This window comes from Salinibacterium sp. VpJ6 (assembly GCF_059767345.1).
The window spans coordinates 91,404-115,662 of record NZ_JBSOQL010000001.1 but is presented as its reverse complement, the minus strand read 5'-3'; the positions used below and the strand labels follow the sequence as shown (position 1 = coordinate 115,662).

Sequence of the window (24,259 nt, the reverse complement as noted above, 5' to 3'; positions counted from 1 at the left end):
GGTGCTCCAGGGTTGATAAACGCGGGGGAACTCACCAACGCAACGGCAGATCCGGCCCTGATGTGCTTGAGGGGGTAACACGGTAGGTGGTGAGCGTTTGGGCCATGATGTCGCGGAACGTCGAGGCGATGGCGCCGGAATATATGCTATCCGGGATCCCGGCAGTCGCGATCACAATGTACTCAGGGTCGTCTGCTGGAGCTAAGCCAGCGTAGGAGATTACAACTTTCCCCACGTAAGCACCGTTCTCAGCCACTTGCGCCGTTCCGCTCTTCACAGCGACGCGGTAACCGGGGATCTCAAGATTCGGGGCTGACCCACTCGAGCTGTACACCATCTCCATCATCTGCAGAGTTTGTTCCGCGGCGGTCTCGGAGATGACTCGCGTGCCTTCGGTCGACGGCGTATCAGTGACCGTACCGTCTGGCCACGTGCAGCTCTCGACGAGAACCGGAGGCAGGCGGACTCCGTCGTTGCCGAGCGCCTGATACGCGCTCGCCATCTGAATGGATGTCGTGCTCAGACCTTGACCGAATTGAACGGCGTAGTTGGTGCGAGCGTCCCAGTCGGCCGCGTCGTACAGGGTTCCACTCGATTCACCGTTAAAGCCGATGCCCGTCGCTTGCCCCAGGCCAAACTTTTCGAGGTAGTCGTGGCGGGTGGCAGCGTCGAGCAAATCGGTGTACTGCGCAATCGCGGTATTCGAGGACTCGACCAGCGCACCCGCAAGGGTGAGGCGTTGGTCCTCGTGATAAAACGAGTCGCTGATAACGCCGCCACCGTTGGTGAGCTCAAGCGCGTAGGGCGAAACAACCTGCGTTCGCTGGTTGGCCACTCCCGCGTCGATGAGGGATGCCGCGGTCAATGCTTTAACCGTTGATCCTGGTTCGTACGGGGTGCTGAACGCACGCGAGCCCAAGGCTCCGCGGTCAGCAAGATTGACATCGTTGGGATCAACCGTCGGCCAATCGCTCACGGCAAGCAGGTGGGCATCGCTGACGCGCATAACAACACCGGTCGCCCATGTCGCACCGAGAGATTCGGCGGTCTGCGCCATCCGCTGCTGCACGTAGAACTGGAGGTCACGATCGATTGACAGCGCGAGGGTGCCGCCGTCTTGCGGCGCGAGCGTTTCTACGGCACTGCCCGGCAGAGCAACACCGTCTTCACCACGGGCATAACTCGCTTCGACATCGGTGCCGGCGAGGCACTCGTCCGCAGTCAGTTCGACTCCGGCCTGCGGTCCATCTGTACCGATGAAGCCCACGAGGTTGCCGGCGATTTCTCCGTTGGGATAACTGCGCTCCGGATTGAGCTCGTAGTAGAGCCACGAGATCCCTAGGTCGGCAACGGCTTGATACTGCTCGAGAGTGATGCTTTTCGCGAGATACTCGAAGTCTGATTCTGGGTTTTCCAAAATCATTGCGAGCATCTCGTTGGGGTCTCCCCCGATGATGTCCGTTATCTTCTTCAGGTCTTCCAGAACAACCACTGAGGCGTCTTGCCGCAGCAAAGTCACGCGGGGCGAGATGACGATGTCGAAGCGCTCAACACTGTCGGCGAGCACGGCACCACGCGTGTCGACGATGTCTCCGCGCGTGCCATAGGTGACTTTGGTGAGGGTGCGTTTGGTGTCAGCTTCGGCATTCAGCGCTTCGGCCTGCACGATCTGCAGATCGATCAAACGCACCATGAAAATCGCAGTCAACACCGCAACGGTGAGGACAACGAACGACACTCGAGCGCGAGTAGAGCGTGGTTTCATCGGTCCTCCCCCAGAGGGTTCACCTCAATCATCGCGTGACAGGAGCAGGAATCGCGTTATTGGCGGGCTCTGGCGCGGCGGTCTCTGCCGCGGCCGCCGCAGTGCCCGACGTGCCAGCACCAACGGTCGCAGCAGTTGTAGTCGCAGTTTTCGCTGCGGCTTCTGCAGCCGCGGCTGCTTCTGCACTCACCAAGGGGACACCTGATAGCAACGTGTTGCCGACTAGGCCACAGCTTCCGCCACAGCCAGTGGGATCCGCGCTGCCCGGCAAACGGAAAACGGATCCGTCGGTGATATCAAGTGAGTACGGCGTCGCGTTAGGAACCATTCCAAAGCCCGCAGCTTGGGCGGCAAGGTTTTGCGAAGACGACTGCAAGGACAGCGACTCGAGCAAGCTCTGCTCGGTGCGGATGAGAACCTTCTGCTCGTACTGCAAAGAGTCGATCTGGTACGCACCCTGCGTGACGACAATGCTCAGCAACAGCTGGGCGGCAAGGATCACGAAGAAACTGGCAACGGTGACAACGGCATAGAGCATGCGCGGGCGTGCTTTGCGCTGGGCCTTCGTCGTGGTGACGATCTCGATGTGTGAGGGGCGCCCCGACGGACGGTGCAGCGGTTGTGGCTGTGCATAAGCGAGGTTAGTGCTCATGAGGTGACTCGCATTCGTTCAATCGCTCGCAGTCGTACGGGCTTTGCTCTCGGGTTCAGGTCTTGCTCTTCTTGGCTGGCTTGTTCGGAGCCACGGACCAGGAGTTTGAGTTCTGCTTTGTGCTCGGGAAGCTCGACGGGCAATCCCGCCGGCGCCGTTGAGCGTGAACGACGCTGCAATTCGCGTTTCACGATTCGGTCTTCTAGCGACTGATACGCCAGAACGACCATTCGACCGTTCAGCGCCAAAGAATTGACCGCAGCGGGGATAGCGCGCTCCAGAACCGAAAGTTCTTGGTTGACCTCGATACGGAGGGCTTGAAAAACTCGCTTAGCCGGGTGGCCGGCACGCTGTGCAGCGGCAGGAGTAGCCGCGATGATCAACTCAACCAATTGGGCAGACGTTGTCAGCGGCTGCTGTTCACGGAACTGAACGATCTTGCTCGCGAATCGAGGAGCGAGCTTCTCGTCGCCATACGCATAGAAGATGCGGCGCAATTCAAGTTCGCTGTAGGTCGCAAGGATGTGCTCGGCCGTTACCGACGTCGAGGCATCCATTCGCATGTCTAGCGGAGCGTCTTGAGAATAAGAGAAGCCCCGCTCAACGCGATCGAGCTGGAGGGATGAGACGCCGAGGTCAAAGAAGATGCCTTCGACTGACGCGATTCCCAATGAATCGAGTGCCTGCGGAATCTCGTCGTAGACAGCATGAACAAAGTGCGTGCGGCCAGCGAAAGGCTCAAGCCGGCGTCGAGCGATAGCAAGAGCATCCTCATCTCTGTCGACTCCCACGAGCGTGAGGTCGGGGAATCGCTGGAGGAATGCCTCCGCGTGACCGGCCATGCCAAGGGTTCCGTCAACAAGAACTGCTCCCGGAGCGTTCAGTGCCGGCGCGAGCAACTCAATCGAGCGCTCAAGGAGTACTGGGGTGTGGATGGTGTTGTCAGCCATGGCGTAAGGGCCTAGTTCTTGGATGCTGATCCCCATCCGATTCGACCTGATATCGGGGAAGAAAATCAGGGCGTTCGGCTGGGAGTCAGCGTCGAAGAGCTAGAAGAGTCCCGGAATCACCTCCTCGGTGGTGTTGGCGAAGTCGGCCTCGGTGGCCTCGTAGTAGTTGTTCCAGGCTTCGGTGTCCCAGATCTCAGCGCGATTACCCGCACCAATGACAGTCAGGTCTCGCCCCAGCCCGGCGTACTCGCGAAGCGAGGCAGGGATGGTGACGCGGTGTTGTTTGTCCGGCGTCTCTTGATTTGCGCCCGAAAGGAACAGACGCAAGAAGTCGCGACCCTGCTTGCTCGTTACGGGAGCTTTGCGGATCGCTTCGTGCATCACTTCGAATTCGCGCTGACTGAAGACGTACAGGCACCGTTCCTGGCCACGAGTGACCACAACACCGGAGGCGAGTTCTTCACGAAACTTCGCCGGCAGGATGATGCGGCCCTTGTCGTCGAGCTTGGGGGCGTAGGTGCCTAGAAACACGGCGCCCTCCCCTCAATCTCCGGCCCGGATTCTGGTTGCCTCCACTTTACTCCACTTTCAACCACATATCTAAGGTTTTCGACGAAGTTGCGTGAAAGTTATCCACAGATACCAGTAAATACAAGGATTTCCGGGGTGGAGGGAAATGGAGCAATTTTCCACGTTGGGGAGCAATCAACCCTGTTCAGGGCACAAAAAAAGGACCAGCCCGAAGGCTGGTCCTTGAAAGTGGAGTAAGTGGGAGCGCTAGCTGCGGCCGTCCTGGCGGCGATCCCAACGCTGGTTGATGGTGTCCATGAAGGACGAACCACGCTTCGGGGAACGCGCCGCTGAAGCCGGCGAGATATCCGGTTCGGTCTCGGCAGCACCGGAACGAGAAGGAGACACAAACAGGAGGACTCCGGCGAACATCACAACGAAACCGAGAACTCCAATGAGTGGCTGCTGAATGATTACACCGGTAAGCAGCGCGATGATTCCAGCGACGCCTACCAAGACGCCAATAACCATCATTCGATAGTTGGGCTTGCCTTTGCGGGGACTGACTGCGCTGACGAAATCGGCGTCGTTTTGATAGAGGCTGCGCTCCATCTCATCGAGGGCCCGCTGCTCTTGCTCTGAAAGCGGCATTCCGTTCCCCTCTCTCTGGGATTTACGGCTAGGTCTCCATAGTACGCCCCGATTCACTAGGTAGGCTAGACGAGTGCCTGAGAGTAACCAGTTAGTTGACCTTGTCCAGCTGAAGATTGACGAGTTTCTGAGCGAAAAGCGCAGCGAACTCGAAGCGATCGCCCCCGAGTTGACAGCCCTCACCGATGTGGGAGGTTCCCTTCTTGCTGGCGGCAAGCGCTTTCGTGCTCTCTTTTGCTACTGGGGGTGGCAGTCGATAGCGGGACTGGCTTCGCCACAGGACCCTTTCGCTGACGAGACCGACAGTCACGACCTCACAGGAGTGCTGCTTTCCGCCTCGGCGCTGGAACTTTTCCATGCAGCCGCGCTCGTCCACGACGACATCATGGACCGCTCCGACACCCGCCGCGGCGCCCCCTCAGCCCACCGACGCTTTGAGGGCATGCACAACGAAGGCGGCTGGAGCGGCAGCGCCGAAGCCTACGGCGAGGCCTCCGCGCTTTTGCTCGGTGACCTCCTGCTCGGCTGGAGCGACGAACTTCTCGGTCGAGGCATCGCCACACTCCCCCGCCCGTCAGCTCTTGCGGCGCGCAAGGAGTTCATGACCATGCGCACGGAGGTTATGGCAGGCCAATTCCTCGACATCCACGATGAGAGTGCCTGGGCTAGCTATCCCGAGTCCGAGGCCCTTGAACGCGCTCAGCGAGTACTGATCTACAAATCGGCCAAGTACAGCGTTGAAGCACCCCTAGTACTCGGTGCAAGCCTCGGAGCGGGCAGCGACGAGCAGTTAGCATCGCTCCGCGCCTTCGGCTTGCCGCTCGGAGTCGCGTTCCAGCTGCGCGACGACGTTCTCGGAGTATTTGGGGATCCCGAAGTCACAGGCAAGCCGGCCGGCGACGACCTTCGCGAGGGCAAGCGCACGGCAATAATCGCAATCGCACGCCAAAAGCTCTCGGCCAGCGCGAACTCGATCCTCGACGAGCTTCTCGGCGACCCTGACTTGAGTGACGAGCAAGTCAACATAATTCGCTCCACGCTCCAAGAATCCGGCGCAGTCGACCAGGTAGAGAGAGTTATCTCTCGCAACCTCGAGCGCGCATGTGAAGCGATTGAGACTGCGAACCTCGCACCGACGGCTCGAGCACGACTTCTTGAGCTCGCTACTGCCGCCACTACGCGTTCGTTCTAAGGGCTGAGGCGTCCGCTTACTCGCGTCAACGTGGGTGAGCGGACGCGATCGTCTTTCATCTCACCACGCGAGGCCGCCGAGCAGAATCGCGACTATGGCGCGAGGCGCAAAAAGAAAACGCGCTTAGAAGCCGAGCGCCTGAGCAACGCGACGTACTTCTGCCTTACGCCCGGCGCGTAGTGCCTCCACCGGAGAGACTCCCAAGCTCGGCTCGCTCGAGAGCAGCCAATTCATCGCCTCGTCGGAGCTGAATCCCGCGTCAGACAAGACGACAACGGTTCCTTTGAGTTCACGCAACGGAGCGCCATTAACGATGAAGACATCGGGAACTTGCCAGACGCCATCAATCTTGCTGGCGAGCAGGGCGCCCTCTTCGATAAGGCGACGCACTTGGCTCACCTTGAGCCCGAGGAGCTCGGTGAGGTCTGGAACAGTAAGCCAGTTGGTGGTGGGTGATTCATTCACACGTAAAGACTGCCACGGCATTGCGGGAAAACCTGACAGTTCGCACGGCATCCGCACATATTCATAAGTGAACTTAGGTAACACCAGTCACATCAGTCACTCCTGCCACAATGGTTGACACTAGATCGCTTCTGTGACAACTTTGGAGCGGTGATCTCAGTGATCACATACACCTTCTCGGGGCCGGGAGCAGGAAGAACGACATGACACAATTCACAATGGATGACACAGACAGCGTCGCATCGAGCGTTTTCGCAGGGCTAGTTCCCGCGACATCCGCTCGCGTTGACGAACGCGCACGCCGCACGGCGCAGCAGCGAGCTCGAGTTAATCGCAGCGTCATGAACACCGTTCCGGTATTGCTCGTGGGTTCGCTCGCCGCAGCGACGTTCAATCTGACTGGGCCTGTTGAGCCAGTCAACGCCAAAACGCCCGACGATCCCCGGCTATCCGCCGAACGCGCCAATAAACCCACCACCATCACAGCAAGCACGGTCAGTGAAGCCTCGGTGGCTGTCATCGGTCCGGCTCCCGCGAGCTACCGCGTGGTCGAAGGTGACACGGTCAGTGACATTGCCTCTCGGTACGGGCTCTCGACGGCATCCGTACTCGCTCTTAATGGGCTGAGCTGGTCGTCGATGATCTTCCCCGGCCAAGAGCTCAAGCTCACGAAAGAAACAGTGGAAACGCTGCCAAGCGTCAACCACGTCAAAACCACCAACGGGCAGTACACCATCGTTGCTGGCGACACCGTGAGCGGCATCGCCAACAAGTTCGGTGTATCCACTATCTCCGTGATGTCGGCAAACGGCTTGGGCTGGTCAAGCATTATCTACCCCGGCCAGACCATCATCATTCCCGGCAACCTGAGTTCACCCACTCAGGAAACCGAGGAGTACGACTTCACCCTCGACGAGGACTACGCCGACGATTCAGTTTCGTCAGAGGCACGCTCCAGCCACGTCGTCGAAGACGATGTCGCTGTCGAAGCCCCCGTCGAAGAAGTCGTCGAGGCCCCCGCAGCCGTCGTCGAACCAGAGCCGGATCCTGCGCCGGTGCCGGAGCCCGTTTCTGTTTCGGGAACTACGTACCTCGTCGTATCGGGCGACACGATTTCAGCAATCGCTTCACGCGTCGGAGTCTCAACTCAAGCGCTTCTCGACGCTAACGGCCTCACCGCATCGAGCATGATTTACATCGGCGACAAGCTCACGATTCCCTCGTCGAGCTCGGTTCCTGCTAGCAGCGGTGACAGTGTCACTTACTTGAATGCTGAAATGCGGGCGAACGCCGAAGTCATCATTCAGGCGGGCCGCGACCTGGGAGTCTCGGATTACGGCATTACGATCGCCCTCGCAACAGCGATGCAAGAGTCGAGCCTGCGCAACTTGAACTGGGGCGACCGCGACTCGGTCGGGCTATTCCAACAGCGGCCAAGCTCAGGTTGGGGCACGGTCAGCCAACTCACCACGCCCACACACGCAGCACGCCTGTTCTACGGCGGACCGAGCAACCCGAACAAGGGCATTACGCGCGGATTGCTTGATATCTCGGGCTGGCAAAACATGACTCTGACGCGCGCCGCGCAGGCCGTGCAGATCTCCGGACACCCCGATGCGTACGCAAAGTGGGAAACATCCGCCCGTTCTTGGCTCCAACAGCTCGGCTAACCGGCAGAACAGCCGTGTCTAGCGGCACTCTCGAAGCTCAGAACTTTAGACTCTCAGAGTGAATGCGAACTCTACTGATCCGATGATCGGCCGTCTGCTCGACGGCCGCTATCAGATTCGTTCGCGGATCGCCCGTGGCGGCATGGCTACCGTCTACCTGGCAACCGACCTGCGCCTTGAGCGCAAGGTTGCCATCAAGGTGATGCATGGCCACCTTGCCGACGACAGCAAGTTCAAAGAACGCTTCGTTCAAGAAGCACGTTCCTCCGCTCGCCTCGCCCACCCCAACGTGGTGAATGTCTTCGACCAGGGTCAAGACAGCGACATGGCGTACCTCGTCATGGAGTACCTGCCCGGCATCACGCTGCGCGACCTCTTGCAAGAGCACCGCATCCTGACAACCGAGCAAACGCTCGACATCATGGAAGCAGTACTCGCCGGTCTTGCCGCGGCCCACAAAGCGGGAATCGTCCACCGCGACCTCAAGCCGGAAAACGTTCTTCTCGCCGATGACGGGCGTATCAAGATCGGTGACTTCGGCCTCGCCCGCGCGGCCAGCGCCAACACGGCCACTGGCGCAGCACTTCTCGGCACCATTGCTTATCTCTCCCCCGAACTCGTCACGCGGGGTCTGGCTGATACCCGCAGCGACATCTACGCCGTTGGCATCATGATGTACGAAATGCTTGTCGGCGAGCAGCCCTTCAAGGGCGAGCAGCCCATGCAGATCGCCTATCAGCACGCCAACGAAGTGGTGCCCAGCCCCAGTGCAGCCAACCACCTCGTTCCTGCTGAGCTTGACGATCTTGTTCTCTGGGCGACTGCGCGGGAACCGGATGACCGCCCCAAGGACGCTCGCGCCCTTCTCGACCAGCTTTACCAAACGCACAGCTCGCTCATGACGGCGCTGCCGCCCACGGCATCCACTGCGGTGCAGCGCACGATGGTCTTGCCGAGCGCTCCCGCTGCCGAGCCGCAAAACTCCACCGCGGACACTCAAGTGTTCGGCGCCGAGCTTCAGCAAGTGGCCGCTCCTGCCCCCACTCAGGTTTCGGAGAACACCACGACGCTCTCGACACGCGCCACCAAGCGCAAGTCGCGCGGCTGGTGGCTCGTCGTTTTGATCGTGCTGCTCGTCGGCGGTGCTGCCGGCGCAGGCTGGTACTTCGGCGCCGGCCCCGGCTCTCAAGTCACCATTCCCGAAAGCATCAAGAGCGCGACTCCCGCCGAAGCTCAAGCCATGCTCGAAGAGCTCGGACTCGTGGTTAGCGACGAGCTGGGCGAAACCTACGACCCTGTCGTAGCCATTGATCTTGTCGCCAACGCCACTCCCGAAATCGGCACCGCCGTGCCGAACGGGTCGACCGTTCAACTTCTGATCTCGCAAGGACCACGCCCGATTGCTGTCCCCGACTTTCTCGGGATGACAGAGGAAGAAGCGCGCACCGCCATCAGCGAGGCGCCCTTCACCCTTGTGGAGCCGACCATCAAACAGTTCGACGGCGACATCGCTGCCGGCCTCGTTGTCGACGTTCTCGGCGCTGACGGGGCTTCTATCGTGGGTGCCGAAACGTACGGTGAGCTTCAAGACGTGAGCCTCATTGTCTCAGCTGGCGCCCTCCCCGACGTGAGCTGTTCAACTGTCGATGAAGCGACTCAAATTCTGGCGGGAGTGGGGCTCAACGCCCAGCTCGGCATCGAGGTGTTCAGCGATTGCGCCGAAGGCAGCGTTGTGACGATCGATTCGGAAAAGAACTCTGACGGAGTTGCTCGCACATTCCGCGAAGGCGACACCGTGACACTCATCACGTCCCGCGGTCCGGACCTCGTTCAGGTACCGGATGTGTCAGGCGAGACCATCAACGGCGCGATCTCGGAACTCGAATCTCTCGACTTTGTCGTCAACGTCGAAACTGATCTACCCCAGGGATTCTGGGGATCAGGCCTCGCCATCGTCTCAGGCACTGACCCGGCAGCAGGTGAAGCTATCAAACGCGGCTCAGAGGTCACGATTTTCGGGCCTCAGATCTAGCGAGGTTCTTCCTGCCCCGGGCTTGCGGGAATCTCGTTCGCGGCGGCGCCTTTGCACTGTTCACGTGGTGCTGTTCGCGTCGCATTTGGGCTAACTCCTGCGAAACAGGTTGACGTTTCTGTCGGATCAGTACGCAAAAACGCCCGCCACCCGCGCACTTTTCAGTGCGTCGCGGTGACGGGCGTTTGTTGTTGTTAGAAAGCGCGAAGCTCTTCAGCTACCAAGAACGCGAGTTCGAGGGACTGCATGTGGTTGAGTCGAGGATCGCAGAGCGACTCGTACCGTGTTGCGAGAGTCGCTTCGTCGATTTGCTCCGAGCCGCCCAAGCACTCCGTGACGTCGTCGCCGGTGAGCTCGATGTGGATGCCCCCAGGGTAGGTTCCTGCAGCGCGGTGCGCCTCGAAGAATCCCTTGACCTCATCGACAACGTCGTCGAAACGACGCGTCTTGTAGCCGGTGGGCGTGGTGAGACCGTTGCCGTGCATCGGGTCGGTTACCCAGAGCGGCGTAGCATCCATGCTCTTGATGGCCTCGAGTAGGGGCGGAAGCGCGTCGCGAACCTTTCCAGCACCCATGCGGGTGATGAAGGTGAGTCGGCCGGGCTCGCGCTCGGGGTCGAGCTTGTCGATGAGCTGCTTCATCGTTTCGGGCGTCGTGGTCGGACCGAGCTTGACGCCGATCGGATTACGCAGTCGCGAGAAGTAATCGATGTGAGCGCCGTCGAGATCGCGGGTGCGCTCACCGATCCACAAGAAGTGGGCACTCGTGTTGTACGGGGTGCCGGTGCGCGAGTCGATGCGCGTCATGGGGCGCTCATAGTCCATCAGCAAGCCTTCGTGGCTGGCGTAAAACTCGGTGCGCTTGAGCTCGTCGAAGTCGGCGCCCGCGGCCTCCATGAAGCGCACGGCCTTGTCGATTTCCTTAGCGAGGCTCTCGTACTGGCGGTTCGCAGGGTTAGCTGCGAAGCCCTTGTTCCACGAGTGAACCTGGCGCAGGTCAGCAAAGCCGCCCTGCGTGAAGGCACGAATGAGGTTCAGCGTCGAGGCAGCCGTGTGGTAGCCCTCGACGAGACGGGCAGGGTCTGCAGTGCGGGACTCTGGCGTGAAGTCAAAACCGTTGACGATGTCGCCACGGTAGGCGGGGAGCGTCACGTCGCCCCGCGTCTCTGAATCACTCGAACGCGGCTTAGCGAACTGGCCAGCCATGCGCCCCATCTTGACGATGGGCTTCGATGCTCCATAAGTGAGCACGACGGCCATCTGCAGAATGGTCTTGACGCGATCGCTGATCTGCTGTGCAGTCGCGCCGGCAAACGTTTCGGCACAGTCACCGCCCTGCAGCAAGAAAGCGTCGCCCTGAGCAGCACGCGCGAGGCGTGTGCGGAGGCGATCCACTTCGCCCGCGAAGACGAGAGGCGGCAGCGAGGCAATCTTGCTGGATGCTTCGCCTACGGCGTCGGCATCCGGCCACTGCGGCTGCTGCTTGATGGGGAGAGTGCGCCAGTTGTCTAGACCGGCAATCACGGCGGGATCAGCGAGCACGACTGGTTCTGACGGGTCGACCACGAGGAGTTTCCTTCATACATTTACTACGAGAATGACTGGGTTTGTGACCCACTAAGAGCCTACGGCACCGCACGGCGCTCAATGTCACCGTTACGAGGCTGTAAGGAGAGAGTTGCACGCCTTCTGGGCGGCGAAGAAGCTAGCGACGAGCTGCGCTGCGATCCTTGACGGAAGTGGCATACACATCGACGTACTCTTGCCCGCTAATGCGGTTGAGCTCGTACATGATCTCGTCGGTGATCGAGCGAAGGATGAACCGGTCGCCCTCCATGCCTTCAAAACGGCTGAAGTCGAGCGGTTCGCCGAAAACGATGCCGATGCGACCCATGCGAGGAATCTTGGTTCCAATAGGCATGACTTTTTCGGTGTCGATCATCGCTACTGGAACGACCGGCACGTGACCCTCAAGAATCATGCGCGCCACGCCCGTGCGGCCGCGATACATTTTTCCGTCGGGGCTACGGGTGCCCTCGGGATAGATACCGAGAACTTCTCCGCGAGCGAGAACAGCGAGCCCAGTGTTCAAGGAAGCCTCGGAGGCTTTGCCACCGGAGCGGTCGATCGGGAGCATGCCCGTGCCGTTGAAGAACGCACGCGAGAGGAAGCCCTTAATACCTTTGCCGGTGAAGTAGTCGCTCTTGGCAAGGAAGAAAATGCGACGATCCATCACAAGCGGCAAGAAGACTGAGTCAATGAAAGACAAGTGATTGCTTGCTAAGATCACTCCACCTTTACGCGGAATATTCTCCAAACCGGATACCCACGGACGGAAGACGGTCTTCAAGATGGGACCGGCAACCAGATTCTTCATAAACCAATAGAACATGGCACCTCTTCTCCTCGTCGCGGGACTACCCACTCTACCGTCCGGCGCCGCGCACCCAACAAACGGGTGCAAATATTCTCATGCGCCAATTCGCACGTGGTGTGTGCCCCCTCACCTAGCTAGAGTGGAGTAGACCACCTAACCGGTGCCAAAGGAGTTGCCGTGAAACAGTTTGATGTAACAGCCCTAGTTGAGGCTGACCCGGAAGCAAACGCTACCGATCTCTTGATAGATCGCGTTGCGGCCACACCCAATAACGCGTTGTTCTCGCTCCCTACAGCCAATGGAGGCTGGAGCGATGTGACGTCGACCGAGTTCCTTGCCCAAGTCAAGGCCCTCGCCAAGGGCCTTGTTGCTGCAGGCATTGAGCCCGGCGACAAAATTGGTCTTATGTGCAAGACCCGTTACGAGTGGACTCTGATCGACTTCGCGACGTGGTTTGCGGGAGCAGTACTCGTACCGATCTACGAGACAAGTTCGCCCAGCCAAATCCACTGGAACATTACGGATTCAGGCGCGACGGCAATGATCACCGAAACGCCGGATCACTTCGCTCGCTTCGACGAAATTCGCGCCGATGTTCCCGCCATCACCAATGTGTGGCAGATCGACCTTGGCGACCTCGACAAACTTGCTAAGTCAGGTTCCGAGGTCACCGACGAAGAGATCGAACGTCGCCGCAACCTTGCCAAAGGATCGGACCTTGCGACCCTGATCTACACGTCAGGGACCACAGGAAAGCCCAAGGGTTGCGTCATTACCCACTCGAACTTTGTCGAGTTGTGCCGCAACTCGCAGAAGGCGATCCCCGAGGTCGTCAATCCCGATTCGAGCACACTGCTGTTCATCACGACAGCGCACATCTTTGCTCGCTTCATTTCGATCCTCTGCATCCACGGTGGAGTGAAGGTCGGCCACCAGCCCGACACCAAGCTCCTGCTGCCGTCGATGGCGTCGTTCAAGCCGACCTTCCTCCTAGCAGTGCCACGCGTCTTCGAGAAGGTCTATAACTCGTCGGAGCAGAAGGCCGAAGCCGGCGGCAAGGGCAAGATTTTCCGCAAGGCTGCCGAAGTCGCTATCGCGCACTCCAAAGCGATCGATGCCGGTCACGTACCGCTGGGTCTCAAGATCCAGTTCGCGGTTTTCGATCGCCTCGTGCTCTCGAAAATCCGTGCTGCACTCGGTGGACGTGTCAAATACGCCGTTTCAGGTTCTGCACCTCTCGGCCTTCGCCTGGGACACTTCTACCGCAGCCTCGGACTGACCATTCTTGAGGGCTACGGTCTCACCGAGACCACCGCTCCCATCTCGGTCAACAAGCCGTCGAACTTCAAAATTGGCAAGGTCGGTCCCCCGCTTCCTGGAGTATCGGTCCGCATCGCTGAAGATGGCGAGATTCAGGCCAAGGGCGTCTGCGTGTTCGACGGATACTGGAACAACCAAGCTGCCACAGACGAAGTGTTCGAAGACGGTTGGTTCAAGACCGGCGACATCGGACAAATCGATGAAGAGGGCTACCTCGAGATCACCGGCCGCAAGAAGGAGATCATCGTGACCGCCGGAGGCAAGAACGTTGCCCCCGCCGCTCTCGAAGACCCGATTCGCGCTAACCCGATCATCGGACAGGTTGTCGTCGTCGGAGAACAGCGACCGTTCATCTCGGCTCTCGTAACCCTCGATGAAGAAATGCTTCCGACCTGGCTTGGCAACAATGGACTCGACGCCACGTGGACTGTAGAACAGGCAGCAGCCCATCCGGCAGTGCTCGCCGAGGTTCAGAAGGCAATCGACGTTGGAAACTCTCAAGTTTCCCGCGCCGAATCAATTCGCAAATTCCAGATTCTGGACGCCGACCTGACTGAGGCGAGTGGTCACCTGACCCCGAAGCTCAGCATCAAACGAAACGTTATCTTGGCTGACTTCGCCGATGTTATCGACGGGCTCTACTCGAACTCACCGGCGACTGAGGGAATCTCTCTCAAGTAGCTTCAACCGCAGAAAACCCCCGTCGCGCCTGCGTGACGGGGGTTTTCTTGTAACGTATCTGGTCACGGTAACCACCGCGAGATCACTGACTGTTAGTACCAGGGTGCCTTACGAATCTCGCGCATCGCTTCACGCTTGGTCTCAGCCTCGAGGCCCTCGATGTAAAGGTGTCCGTCGAGGTGATCCGTCTCGTGCTGCAGTGCCTGAGCCATCAGGCCATCACCGCTGAGCTCTACAGGTTCCCCCGCGAGGTTCACGCCCGTAACGCGTGCGAACGGGTAGCGACGGCGTAGAAAATAGAAGCCGGGCACCGAGAGACACCCCTCATCGACAAGCTCCGGCTCCCCCGAAACTTCCGCAAGCACCGGATTGATGATGTAGCCGATGTCTCCATCGATGTTGTAGCTAAATGCTCGAAGGCCAACCCCAATTTGATTGGCTGCAACCCCCGCTCGACCCGGCAGTTTCACCGTTTCGATGAGGTCTTCTACGAGCGCCGCGGCGCGCGGGTCTCTGATAGTGATCGGGTCGCACGCCGAGCGAAGAACAGGGTCGCCAAAAAGACGGATCTCACGAACAGCCATGGTGTCAGTTGACCCGAACCGCAGGAAGGCCGTCCATGACGACGGCGGCAAGCTCCGTGGCCGCAGCCTTTGTCAGCTTGTTAAGGTCGCGGTAGTGCACAACCGAGCCGGTAGCCAAGCTGGGGTCGTAAGGAACGCGGACGATTTCGCGAACCCGCGACTTGAAGTGCGCCTCAATCTCCTCGAGCTTGACCAAGTTAGTGCCCTGCGTGGCGGTGTTGATCGCAACGACGGCATTCTTGACGAGGTCTTCATGACCGTTGGACTCAAGCCAAGTGAGAGTTTCGGAGGCGAGGCGAGCTTCGTCGACGCTGCCGCCAGAAACGATGACGATCGAATCTGCGCGCTGCAACGTTGCCCGCATGACCGAGTGCACAATTCCTGTTCCACAGTCAGTGATCGCAACCGAGTAGAACCGCTCAGCCATATCGGCAACGACGTTGTAGTCGTCTTCGTCGAACGCTTCGGAAACATGAGGGTCGGTGTCGGACGCCAAGACATCGAGACGTGTCTCGTCACGAGACACGACCGTCTGGAACTCGCTAAAGGTGTGCAGTGATTCAGCACGCATGACGACGTCGCGCACCGTGGCACGCGTCTGCTTGTCGATTCGCTCTGCGAGGGTGCCGCGGTCGGGATTAGCGTCGATCGCAATGATGCGGTCTTCGCGAGTATCGGCCAGCGCCATCCCCAGCAGTGCAGTGATGGTGGTCTTGCCCACTCCACCCTTGCGGGTCAGAACCGGAACGAATCGCGTGCCGCCCACAAACGTCTTGGTGACTCGAGCTTCAAGCGCCTTGCGCTCACGCACACGGTAGGAGTCCCCCAGATTGACCAGGTGGAACGTCGCCGCGTAGACGAGCTCTTGCAGGAACCCCTCTGGTGCCGGCTGGCGGTTCTTCTTGCCCTGATTGATCAAGCGCTCCGCCGTGAGCATCGTCGCCGTCTCGGGTGTCGTGCGTACTTCGGTGCGCTGACGGCCACGACGAGTCGTCGGGCGGTCTGCCGGAGGAAGCTCCGGAATCACAGCAGCCTCGGGTACCGACTCCGGCGGAATCGTTACAACGGACTCCGGCGCAAACGCGACGGTCGTCGTTGCCATCGCTGCAGGGTCAACGTGATGGGCCGTAACGGCAACATCATCAATGGCCACAGCGGCCTCATGCTCAGGAGTCCCGCGAACGGCGACAGGCAGCGACAGCGTGAAGGTCACGCTGTCAGAGCTCGGCACCTGCTCAACCGTTGAGTCTTTCGTGTCGTGATCGGTCGACGAATCTTGCTCGTCGACGGACGACTGCACATCAGGTTCATTGCGCTTTGTAGTCACGTGTCGATCCCCTCCAGAAAGCAAACACACCACTTTACCGCGTTAACGAGCGAGACGTGACCGCTGCTTGCACACCGGTCACGTCTCTACCCTACAAAACACTGAGCGTTAGCTGGGCTCGATCTCCACAAGCAGGTCGCCCGCATCCACCTGTTGCGTCTTCGGAATAGCCAAACGCTTGACCGTTCCCGCAACAGACGCGGTGATCGCGGCTTCCATTTTCATGGCCTCGATCGAGGCAACAGCCTGGCCCGCTTCGACCTTGGCGCCCTCCTCGACCTGCAACGTGACGACGCCCGAGAACGGTGCGGCGACGTGGCCCGGCTTCGACGTGTCGGCCTTTTCTGTAGCGGTCGAATCAACCTGAATGCTCTTGTCGCGGATAAACACCGGGCGAAGCTGACCGTTCAACGTCGCCATCACCGTGCGAATACCCTGCTCGTCCGCCTCACCGATGGCTTCAAGACCGACGAACAGCTGAACGCCCTTCTCGATCTCGACCACGTGCTCTTGACCCTGCTGAATTCCGTAGAGGTAGTCAGTGCTGTCGAGCTGCGAAAGGTCGCCGTAGGTCTCGCGAGCCGTCTCAAAGATCTGAGTCGGGCCAGCGAACAACAGGCGGTTGAGTGCCGAGCGGCGATCCTGCGGTTCGCCATCGAGCGCAGCCTGGTCCTCAGCGCCGATCTCCTCAACACCGATCTTCACGTTGCGCCCCTTGAGCACCTTCGTGCGGAAGGGTTCAGGCCAGCCGCCGGGAAGCTCTCCCAGTTCGCCCGCCATGAAGCCCATAACGGAATCCGGGATGTCGTACTTGTCGGGGTTCTCCTCGAAGTCAGCAGGGTCAGCGTTCGCCGCAGCCAAAGCTAACGCCAAGTCACCAACGACCTTGGATGACGGAGTCACCTTCGGCGGACGCCCGAGCATCTTGTTAGCCGCAGCATAAAGATCTTCGATTGTTTCGAACTGATCGGCCAGACCGAGCGCAATCGCCTGCTGACGCAGGTTGGAGAGCTGACCACCGGGAATCTCGTGGTGGTAAACGCGCCCTGTGGGGCCGGGAAGTCCCGACTCGAACGGAGCGTAGGCGTGGCGCACGGCCTCCCAGTACGGCTCGAGATCCGAGACCGCGTCGAGGGAGATTCCGGTGTCACGTTCGGTGTGCGCGAGCGCAGCAACCAAAGCAGACATAGAGGGCTGGCTGGTTGTTCCCGCCATTGGAGCGCTAGCGACATCCACGGCATCCGCACCGGCACGCGACGCAGCCAAGAGGGTGGCCAGCTGGCCACCAGCCGTGTCGTGAGTGTGCACGTGGACCGGAGCGTCGAAACGCTCGCGGAGAGCCGTTACGAGCGTCTCAGCGGCTTCTGCGCGCAACAGGCCGGCCATGTCCTTGATCGCGAGCACGTGAGCGCCGCTCTCCATGATCTGGTCGGCGAGCTTGAGGTAGTAGTCGAGCGTGTACAGATCTTCGTTGGGGTCGAGAAGATCTCCCGTGTAGCAGAGCGCAACTTCGGCGACAGCAGTGCCCGTGTTGAGGACTGCGTCGATCGCCGGACGCATCTGCGAAACGTCGTTGAGCGCATCGAAAATACGGAAGATATCGACACCGGTGTCGGCGGCTTCGCGAACGAAGGCATCCGTCACCTCGGTGGGATACGGCGTGTAGCCCACGGTGTTGCGGCCGCGCAGCAGCATCTGAATAGCGACGTTGGGCAGAGCCTCACGCATCGACGCCAGTCGCTCCCACGGGTCTTCGGCCAGGAAGCGCAGCGCAACGTCGTAGGTTGCACCTCCCCACGCCTCGACCGACAGCAGTTCCGGCGTCAGGCGCGCAACGTGCGGCATCACCGCTACCAAGTCACGAGTACGCACGCGAGTCGCCAAGAGCGACTGGTGGGCATCCCGGAACGTGGTTTCGGTGACGGCAAGCGACTTCTGCTCGCGCAGAGCGGAAGCAAAACCCGCCGGGCCGAGCTCGAGTAGCCGTTGACGCGAACCAGCCGGAGCATCAACCGTGAGGTCAACTTCCGGCAGCTTCAACTGCGGCTTGATGATTCCCGCACCATCGCCGTTGGGCTGGTTGACGGTGACATCAGCGAGCCACGTGAGGATCTTGGTTCCACGGTCCTTCGAGCGGTGCGAGTTCACGAGCCACGGACGCTCATCGATGAACGCCGTACTCACATCGCCCGCAATGAACTCAGGATCGTCGAGAACGCCCTGCAAAAACGGGATGTTCGTGGTGACGCCGCGAAGACGGAACTCTGCGAGTCCACGACGAGCGCGGCGAACGGCCGACGCAAAGTCGCGGCCACGGCAGGTCATCTTCACGAGCATGGAGTCGAAGTGGGGTGAGATCTGCGCACCCGCAGAAACCGTTCCACCATCCAGACGGATGCCGGCGCCGCCGGGCGAACGGTACGTCGTGATCTTGCCGGTGTCGGGTCGGAACCCACTGGCAGGGTCCTCGGTGGTGATGCGGCACTGCAGGGCAGCTCCGCGCAGCTTGAGTTCGTCTTGACGGAGACCGAGTTCTTCGAGCGACTCTCCATAGGCAATTCGCATTTGCGACTGAACGAGGTCGACATCGGTGACCTCTTCGGTAACCGTGTGCTCGACCTGGATGCGCGGGTTCATCTCGATGAAGACGTGCTCGCCCTTGCGCTCCCCCGCCGTGTCAAGCAGGAACTCAACGGTTCCCGCATTGACGTAGTCGATCGACTTCGCGAAAGCGATGGCATCGCGGTACATCGCTTGACGGGTGTCTTCGTCGAGGTTGGGCGCCGGAGCGATCTCAACAACCTTCTGGTGACGACGCTGGACCGAGCAGTCACGCTCGAAGAGGTGAATCGTGCCGCCGTGCGAATCCGCAAGGATCTGCACCTCGATGTGACGCGGGCGAACTACCGCCTGCTCAATAAACATCGTGGGGTCACCGAAAGCGCTGTCGGCCTCACGCATGGCCTCTTCGAGAGCACCGCGCAGGTCTTCCTTCTTGTCGACTCGACGCATACCGCGACCGCCACCACCGGCAACAGCCTTGGCGAACACAGGGAAACCGATCTCATCAGCGCCAGCAAGAAGGGCCTCAAGGTCGGTGCTCGCGGGAGTGGACTTGAGCACGGGGACTCCCGCCGCAATGGCGTGTTCCTTAGCGGTGACCTTGTTACCGGCCATCTCCAGCACCTTGGTGGGTGGACCGATGAACGTGATTCCGGCATCCGCCGCTGCACGAGCGAGGTCAGGATTCTCCGAGAGGAAGCCGTAGCCGGGGTAGATCGCGTCTGCGCCCGACTCCTTCGCTACTCGAATAATTTCCGAGACGTCGAGGTAGGCCCGAACGGGATGCCCCTCCTCACCAATCTGATAAGCCTCATCGGCTTTCAGACGATGAACCGAGTTGCGGTCCTCGTACGGAAAAACGGCCACGGTTCTTGCCCCGAGCTCGACAGCCGCACGCATAGCGCGGATGGCAATTTCACCTCGGTTGGCAACGAGTATCTTCTTGAACATTCGGTCCTTCCTGACAAAAACCAAGCCTAGAGCGATTGAACTCTGGCAGTTTCCTCAAGGGTGCGCAAAAGTTGGCGGAGTTTTAGGTTTCTTAACTGTAGTGAAGGTATCGTCGTTACTCGTGCACGTACTTAGCGTTAGCTCCCTCAAGGGGGGCGTGGGAAAGACGACCGTTACGCTTGGGCTCGCTTCAGCAGCCTTCGCTCGCGGTCTTCGAACTCTCGTCGTCGACCTTGACCCCCAGTCCGATGTTTCGACCGGAATGGACATTGATGTCACCGGTCACCTCAACGTGGCTGATGTCCTTGCCTCGCCCAAGGAGAAGATTGTGCGCGCCGCGATCGCTCCCAGCGGCTGGACTAAAGGCCGCCCCGGCAAAGTGGATGTGCTCATTGGCTCACCGTCAGCCATCAACTTCGACGGCCCGCACCCCAGCATCCGCGATATTTGGAAGCTTGAAGAGGCCCTCGCCAACGTTGAAGCGGATTACGACCTCGTTCTAATCGACTGCGCGCCGTCGCTCAACGCCCTCACACGCACCGCCTGGGCTGCCAGCGATCGTGTATCGATTGTTACGGAACCCGGACTGTTTTCTGTCGCCGCCGCTGATCGCGCATTGCGCGCCATCGAAGAAATCCGTCGCGGCCTCTCCCCTCGTTTGCAGCCGCTCGGCATTATTGTGAACCGTTTGCGCTCGCAATCGCTCGAGCACCAGTTCCGCATCAAGGAACTTCGCGACATGTTCGGCCCCCTCGTGCTGTCTCCGCAATTGCCCGAACGTACGTCACTGCAACAGGCTCAGGGTGCCGCAAAGCCCCTTCACGTGTGGCCGGGGGAAAGTGCCCAAGAAATGGCGCGCTACTTCGACCAGATTCTCGACCGCGTCATGCGCGCAGCGCGCATGGGCGAGTACAACAGCGGCCAATAGCTCCGCACTGCGCGTGAAGCCAGCACTTCGGTGCTGGCTTTTTGCGTGCCCGGGAGCTGCGCCGCTCGCGCAGAGAGAAACGCAGGGAGAAAGAAGCGTCGTTTAGGAGGCGCGGGATGCGCGGCGCTTCGCCAGCTCATCCATGGGGTCTTCACCCTTGACGGTGTCGAGATCGATCAGGCTCGTCTCCACCTCGCGGAGAACCTTGCCGACGGCGATGCCGAACACACCCTGGCCGCGGCTCACGAGGTCGATTACCTCATCGTTTGACGTGCAGAGGTACACACCAGCGCCATCGCTCATGAGCGTGGTCTGGGCAAGATCGTGGATGCCGGATTCGCGCAGTTGATTGACCGCGATACGAATCTGCTGCAGCGAGATTCCGGTGTCGAGCAGTCGCTTGACGAGCTTGAGCACGAGAATGTCGCGGAAGCCGTAGAGTCGCTGCGATCCTGAGCCGGCAGCACCGCGAACCGTGGGTTCTACGAGCTGAGTGCGAGCCCAGTAATCGAGTTGGCGATAGCTGATGCCCGCAGCGCGAGCAGCTACAGCGCCGCGGTAGCCCGACGTGTCGTCGAGGTCAGGCATTCCGTCGGTGAAGAGGAGGCCAAGGTCGTAGCGTGATTCTTCGCTACGGTTCACTTCACTCATGGCTTTGCCCCTTTAGTTCTGATTGATCAGCACGAAAACAACGAACCTTCATGTTGAAGTTGACGCTTAATGTTTCGTGTTACCCCACGGTAGTCACGCCCACCGCCTCGATCAACGACATTCGCAAAAACTCGGCGGCGTGTCGGAATCAGTTGGATAAAACTGGGCCAACCTCACTGAACCGTCGTCGGCGGGAGCCGAAAAACGGTCAACAGATCGACCGTACTACGAATCGAGTCTGCTGAGGGCGGATCGAATAAGACTGCTGCGAACAATCTCTAACTGGCCCGCGATTTCGCGCGCCATCTCAGCCGCACGTGCGCGGCTTGACGCATCTTTGCGACGAGCAACCGGCATCAAAGCACTCTCAATCAGGCCCAGCTCGCGCTCTGCGGCCGCACGGAAGCCCCGAAGGTGTCGTGGCTCAATGCCGCTGCGCTGAAGCTCCACAAGAGACTTGAGCACGGCGAGAGAATCTTCACCGAAAACATCGGAGGCCACGATGAGCGATGACGAAATAGCGTCACCCAAAAGCATGGGGCTCGCGCCGGCCTCGCGGATCAGCTCATCGCGCGTGAGCTTGCGCTCCGCCGAGAGCATGGAAGCAGCAGCAACGGCACCGCCAGGAAGCTCAGGGGTACGCCCCGCATCCATCTCTTCTAAGTAGCCACGAATGACCTTGAGCGGAAGGTAATGGTCGCGCTGCATAGTGAGCACGAAGCGCAAACGCTCCATGTCTGCAGAAGAAAATTTGCGATACCCGGATGCCGTACGTGCCGGAGCAACAAGCTTGCGCTCTTCGAGAAAGCGAAGCTTCGACGGGGTCAAATCGGGAAACTCAGGACTGAGCTTGGCAAGAACTTGGCCAATACTCAGCAGCGCGGGAGCCGGGGCTGACCGCGCTTGGCGCGCGACGCTAGCCACTAACTGCCAGCCGGCGGCGTGAGATCGCGGCGCGACGCGTAGAACGTGAGCTTGTACTTGCCGATTTGAACCTCAGCCTGGTCCCGAAGCACAGCGGTCGTCGCAATGCGGTCTCCGCCGAGATAGGTGCCGTTGAGCGATCCAAGGTCTTTGACATCGAACGACGTGCCATTACGCAAGAACTCAACATGACGTCGCGACACCGTGACGTCATCGAGAAAAATATCTGCCTCGGGATGACGACCCACCGTGGTGAGGTCGGCATCAAGCAGGAAGCGGGCACCCACATTGGGGCCTCGGCGAACGATCAACAGCGCTGAGCCTGAGGGCAAAGCAGAAATTGCAGACTGCTCGTCTGCCGACACATCGGCGGCCATCGCAGCCACCTGCGCCGCAAACTCATGACTGTACCTAGCAGTGGTGTCGATGCGCTCGACAATAGGCTGCGCGGACGTCTCATTTGCCGACTGTACGTCGGCGCCGTGACCACTATTCATTGACTCAACCATCGCAAACCTCCCTGACTAACCAGCGTATCGGATCGGAGCACTCCTCAGACCCTCGGAAGGCGAGAAATTCGGACAGATTGTGCAACGTAAATGAAACCTGCCCACCAATACAAGAACGCACCCCACAGCGCGAATGCCCACCCCAGAGGATCGGTGACGCTCGCAATCGCAGGAAATGCCTGCCCCAGCATGAGTACGGGAAGCGCATAGAACAGGGCCGCGGTGGCCACTTTGCCCAAATGGTGAACGGGAAGGGGCCCGAAACCGTAGTTGGCAGAAATGATGCCCAGCACCGCCAACATGATCTCGCGCGCAACGATCACGAAGAACAGCCACCACGGAATCACGTTGCGAGCAGCGAGACCAATCAGAGCAGCAAAAATGAACAGGCGATCGGCGGCGGGGTCAAGCAACTGTCCCAATCGCGTCATCTGGTTAAAACGTCGAGCAATGAAGCCATCGAGGTAGTCGCTGAGACTGGAAAACACCAACACGAGCAGCGCGAGAGCGTCTTGCGCGGTGATGATGAGATAGAGAAAAACGGGGACGAGCCCGAGCCTGAGAAAACTCAAGATATTGGGCACAGTCCACACACGATTGCTGATCTCGGGTGAACTACTACTGGCCACAGTCTGAGTCTAGCGAGCATCCGCATCCAAAATGCCGAGAATGCAGCGCTATCTCGCAGGGGCTCACGAGTATCCTCGAGACCATGTCATGCATCCGGTTCAACACTCCTGCCCAACGGGCACAGATGCGAGCAATGGCCCCCTCGATGCTTAGCGCCGAGGAAGCTGCCGCGCTCCACCCCGCGCCCGAAGTTACTGACAGCAAGATTGCACGCCTGCGTCTTCTCGCGGCCGACCCCAATCCCAAAATTCGCGAGAGCGCTGCCAGCAGCCACCACACCCCGGTTGACGTATTTGAAGCTCTCGCTCGCGACAGCGATGCTGGCGTTCGCGCCTGTGTCGCCCGCAACGAACACGCCCCGTGCGATGTGCTGCGGATGCTCGTCGATGACCCCTCCGAGGTTGTGCGCGGCTTTCTCGCCATCAACTTCTATGTGCCCGATGACGCGATGAACACTCTCGCGGCAGACGGCAGCGCCACAGTGCAGCGCCTCGTTCAGTGGAAAACTGAACTCGCAACGGTCTAATGGCCGCGGGAACTGTTCGCGTCGACAGTTGGCTGTGGGCAGTGCGCGTCTATAAAACTCGCTCGCAAGCAACAGCGGCCTGCCGTGCTGGCCATGTGAAAATCGGCGGCACAAGCGTCAAGGCTGCCCAACCGGTTCGCATCGGCGACCAAGTGCGCATTCGTATCGCTGGCTTCGATCGCATCCTGGTGGTCAAGCAGACCATCGTGAAGAGAGTGTCGGCGGTGACCGCCGCCGAAAGCTACACCGACGAGACTCCCCCGCCGCCCTCTCGCGAGGAGCGGGCTTTCGCTCCCCTGCGCGACCGCGGTGCCGGGCGTCCGACCAAGCGCGAGCGTCGGGAGATCGACAAGCTGCGCGGCAGAGATGGCAACGAAGAATGGATGCCCGAACTCTAGTTGTG

22 protein-coding genes are annotated in these 24,259 nt (G+C 60.0%); 7 read left to right on the top strand and 15 right to left on the bottom strand.

All coding sequences use genetic code 11. The features are described from left to right. Nucleotides 1-31: 31 nt before the first annotated feature. The 5 genes from ACWTV1_RS00595 to ACWTV1_RS00575 form a co-directional block, all read right to left on the bottom strand. Nucleotides 32-1,765: a peptidoglycan D,D-transpeptidase FtsI family protein gene (locus tag ACWTV1_RS00595; protein WP_498503716.1), complete on the bottom strand. Its 1,734-nt coding sequence runs from the start codon at nt 1,763-1,765 to the stop codon at nt 32-34. Nucleotides 1,766-1,793: 28 nt separating this feature from the next. Then, nucleotides 1,794-2,417, bottom strand: a complete 624-nt coding sequence (ftsL, locus tag ACWTV1_RS00590; RefSeq protein ID WP_498503715.1) for a cell division protein FtsL — start codon at nt 2,415-2,417, stop codon at nt 1,794-1,796. Further along, nucleotides 2,414-3,367: a 16S rRNA (cytosine(1402)-N(4))-methyltransferase RsmH gene (rsmH, locus tag ACWTV1_RS00585; protein ID WP_498503714.1), complete on the bottom strand. Its 954-nt coding sequence runs from the start codon at nt 3,365-3,367 to the stop codon at nt 2,414-2,416. The genes ftsL and rsmH overlap by 4 nt, the downstream gene beginning before the upstream one ends. A 99-nt stretch (nt 3,368-3,466) precedes the next feature. Then, nucleotides 3,467-3,898, bottom strand: a complete 432-nt coding sequence (mraZ, locus tag ACWTV1_RS00580; RefSeq protein ID WP_100389094.1) for a division/cell wall cluster transcriptional repressor MraZ — start codon at nt 3,896-3,898, stop codon at nt 3,467-3,469. A 246-nt stretch (nt 3,899-4,144) separates the two neighbouring features. Then, a complete protein-coding gene (locus ACWTV1_RS00575; RefSeq protein ID WP_498503713.1) occupies nt 4,145-4,528 on the bottom strand; it encodes an SCO2097 family morphological protein in 384 nt (127 codons plus the stop codon). A 73-nt stretch (nt 4,529-4,601) separates the two neighbouring features. Here ACWTV1_RS00575 and ACWTV1_RS00570 point away from each other — a divergent pair, with 73 nt between their 5' ends. Further along, nucleotides 4,602-5,720, top strand: coding sequence for a polyprenyl synthetase family protein (locus ACWTV1_RS00570; RefSeq protein WP_498503712.1), 1,119 nt, complete (start codon nt 4,602-4,604; stop codon nt 5,718-5,720). A 123-nt stretch (nt 5,721-5,843) separates the two neighbouring features. On the opposite strand, the gene ACWTV1_RS00565 is transcribed toward ACWTV1_RS00570, so the two are convergent. Then, nucleotides 5,844-6,185 carry an Rv2175c family DNA-binding protein gene (locus ACWTV1_RS00565; RefSeq protein ID WP_341620053.1) on the bottom strand — a complete coding sequence of 114 codons (342 nt, stop codon included), beginning with the start codon at nt 6,183-6,185 and terminating at the stop codon, nt 5,844-5,846. A 203-nt stretch (nt 6,186-6,388) separates the two neighbouring features. Here ACWTV1_RS00565 and ACWTV1_RS00560 point away from each other — a divergent pair, with 203 nt between their 5' ends. After that, nucleotides 6,389-7,855: a muramidase family protein gene (locus tag ACWTV1_RS00560; protein ID WP_498503711.1), complete on the top strand. Its 1,467-nt coding sequence runs from the start codon at nt 6,389-6,391 to the stop codon at nt 7,853-7,855. Nucleotides 7,856-7,913: 58 nt separating this feature from the next. Next, nucleotides 7,914-9,887: a Stk1 family PASTA domain-containing Ser/Thr kinase gene (gene pknB / locus ACWTV1_RS00555; RefSeq protein ID WP_498503710.1), complete on the top strand. Its 1,974-nt coding sequence runs from the start codon at nt 7,914-7,916 to the stop codon at nt 9,885-9,887. Between the two features lie 194 nt (nt 9,888-10,081). Here the strand turns inward: pknB and ACWTV1_RS00550 are convergent, their stop codons facing one another. Then, nucleotides 10,082-11,452, bottom strand: a complete 1,371-nt coding sequence (locus tag ACWTV1_RS00550; RefSeq protein WP_100389100.1) for a class II 3-deoxy-7-phosphoheptulonate synthase — start codon at nt 11,450-11,452, stop codon at nt 10,082-10,084. Between the two features lie 139 nt (nt 11,453-11,591). Continuing rightward, entirely contained in the window at nt 11,592-12,278 is a 687-nt protein-coding gene (locus ACWTV1_RS00545) for a lysophospholipid acyltransferase family protein (protein WP_100389101.1), read from the bottom strand. Nucleotides 12,279-12,440: 162 nt separating this feature from the next. Here ACWTV1_RS00545 and ACWTV1_RS00540 point away from each other — a divergent pair, with 162 nt between their 5' ends. Beyond that, complete coding sequence (locus tag ACWTV1_RS00540; RefSeq protein WP_498503709.1) at nt 12,441-14,264, top strand: AMP-dependent synthetase/ligase; 1,824 nt, start codon at nt 12,441-12,443, stop codon at nt 14,262-14,264. Between the two features lie 92 nt (nt 14,265-14,356). On the opposite strand, the gene ACWTV1_RS00535 is transcribed toward ACWTV1_RS00540, so the two are convergent. The 3 genes from ACWTV1_RS00535 to ACWTV1_RS00525 all read right to left on the bottom strand — a co-directional run bounded on the left by ACWTV1_RS00535 (nt 14,357) and on the right by ACWTV1_RS00525 (nt 19,688). Continuing rightward, nucleotides 14,357-14,848: a peptide deformylase gene (locus ACWTV1_RS00535; RefSeq protein ID WP_498503708.1), complete on the bottom strand. Its 492-nt coding sequence runs from the start codon at nt 14,846-14,848 to the stop codon at nt 14,357-14,359. 4 nt (nt 14,849-14,852) lie between these two features. Then, nucleotides 14,853-16,175, bottom strand: a complete 1,323-nt coding sequence (locus ACWTV1_RS00530; RefSeq protein WP_498503707.1) for a MinD/ParA family ATP-binding protein — start codon at nt 16,173-16,175, stop codon at nt 14,853-14,855. Nucleotides 16,176-16,283: 108 nt separating this feature from the next. Then, complete coding sequence (locus tag ACWTV1_RS00525) at nt 16,284-19,688, bottom strand: pyruvate carboxylase (RefSeq protein WP_498503706.1); 3,405 nt, start codon at nt 19,686-19,688, stop codon at nt 16,284-16,286. Nucleotides 19,689-19,809: 121 nt separating this feature from the next. On the opposite strand from ACWTV1_RS00525, the gene ACWTV1_RS00520 reads away from it, so the two are divergent. After that, nucleotides 19,810-20,616, top strand: a complete 807-nt coding sequence (locus ACWTV1_RS00520; protein WP_100389315.1) for a ParA family protein — start codon at nt 19,810-19,812, stop codon at nt 20,614-20,616. 102 nt (nt 20,617-20,718) lie between these two features. On the opposite strand, the gene ACWTV1_RS00515 is transcribed toward ACWTV1_RS00520, so the two are convergent. The 4 genes from ACWTV1_RS00515 to ACWTV1_RS00500 all read right to left on the bottom strand — a co-directional run bounded on the left by ACWTV1_RS00515 (nt 20,719) and on the right by ACWTV1_RS00500 (nt 23,329). Then, entirely contained in the window at nt 20,719-21,267 is a 549-nt protein-coding gene (locus tag ACWTV1_RS00515; RefSeq protein WP_100389106.1) for a MerR family transcriptional regulator, read from the bottom strand. 225 nt (nt 21,268-21,492) lie between these two features. Beyond that, entirely contained in the window at nt 21,493-22,191 is a 699-nt protein-coding gene (gene ftsR, locus ACWTV1_RS00510; RefSeq protein WP_100389107.1) for a transcriptional regulator FtsR, read from the bottom strand. After that, nucleotides 22,191-22,700, bottom strand: a complete 510-nt coding sequence (locus ACWTV1_RS00505) for an FHA domain-containing protein (protein ID WP_498503705.1) — start codon at nt 22,698-22,700, stop codon at nt 22,191-22,193. The genes ftsR and ACWTV1_RS00505 overlap by 1 nt, the downstream gene beginning before the upstream one ends. 44 nt (nt 22,701-22,744) lie before the next feature. Next, nucleotides 22,745-23,329, bottom strand: coding sequence for a CDP-alcohol phosphatidyltransferase family protein (locus ACWTV1_RS00500; protein WP_498503704.1), 585 nt, complete (start codon nt 23,327-23,329; stop codon nt 22,745-22,747). Between the two features lie 83 nt (nt 23,330-23,412). Here ACWTV1_RS00500 and ACWTV1_RS00495 point away from each other — a divergent pair, with 83 nt between their 5' ends. Both ACWTV1_RS00495 and ACWTV1_RS00490 read left to right on the top strand, forming a co-directional pair. Further along, nucleotides 23,413-23,856, top strand: coding sequence for a hypothetical protein (locus tag ACWTV1_RS00495; protein WP_100389110.1), 444 nt, complete (start codon nt 23,413-23,415; stop codon nt 23,854-23,856). Further along, entirely contained in the window at nt 23,856-24,254 is a 399-nt protein-coding gene (locus ACWTV1_RS00490) for an RNA-binding S4 domain-containing protein (protein ID WP_498503703.1), read from the top strand. The genes ACWTV1_RS00495 and ACWTV1_RS00490 overlap by 1 nt, the downstream gene beginning before the upstream one ends. The last annotated feature ends 5 nt before the right edge of the window (nt 24,255-24,259 follow it).

What these genes read in the sequence shown, in the direction of transcription:
- ACWTV1_RS00595 (WP_498503716.1), bottom strand. Translation starts at nt 1,765, where the DNA reads ATGAAACCACGCTCTACTCGCGCTCGAGTGTCGTTCGTTGTCCTCACC.
- ftsL (WP_498503715.1), bottom strand. Translation starts at nt 2,417, where the DNA reads ATGAGCACTAACCTCGCTTATGCACAGCCACAACCGCTGCACCGTCCG.
- rsmH (WP_498503714.1), bottom strand. Translation starts at nt 3,367, where the DNA reads ATGGCTGACAACACCATCCACACCCCAGTACTCCTTGAGCGCTCGATT.
- ACWTV1_RS00575 (WP_498503713.1), bottom strand. Translation starts at nt 4,528, where the DNA reads ATGCCGCTTTCAGAGCAAGAGCAGCGGGCCCTCGATGAGATGGAGCGC.
- ACWTV1_RS00560 (WP_498503711.1), top strand. Translation starts at nt 6,389, where the DNA reads ATGACACAATTCACAATGGATGACACAGACAGCGTCGCATCGAGCGTT.
- ACWTV1_RS00545 (WP_100389101.1), bottom strand. Translation starts at nt 12,278, where the DNA reads ATGTTCTATTGGTTTATGAAGAATCTGGTTGCCGGTCCCATCTTGAAG.
- ACWTV1_RS00535 (WP_498503708.1), bottom strand. Translation starts at nt 14,848, where the DNA reads ATGGCTGTTCGTGAGATCCGTCTTTTTGGCGACCCTGTTCTTCGCTCG.
- ACWTV1_RS00525 (WP_498503706.1), bottom strand. Translation starts at nt 19,688, where the DNA reads ATGTTCAAGAAGATACTCGTTGCCAACCGAGGTGAAATTGCCATCCGC.
- ACWTV1_RS00515 (WP_100389106.1), bottom strand. Translation starts at nt 21,267, where the DNA reads ATGAGTGAAGTGAACCGTAGCGAAGAATCACGCTACGACCTTGGCCTC.
- ACWTV1_RS00505 (WP_498503705.1), bottom strand. Translation starts at nt 22,700, where the DNA reads ATGGTTGAGTCAATGAATAGTGGTCACGGCGCCGACGTACAGTCGGCA.
- ACWTV1_RS00495 (WP_100389110.1), top strand. Translation starts at nt 23,413, where the DNA reads ATGTCATGCATCCGGTTCAACACTCCTGCCCAACGGGCACAGATGCGA.
- ACWTV1_RS00490 (WP_498503703.1), top strand. Translation starts at nt 23,856, where the DNA reads ATGGCCGCGGGAACTGTTCGCGTCGACAGTTGGCTGTGGGCAGTGCGC.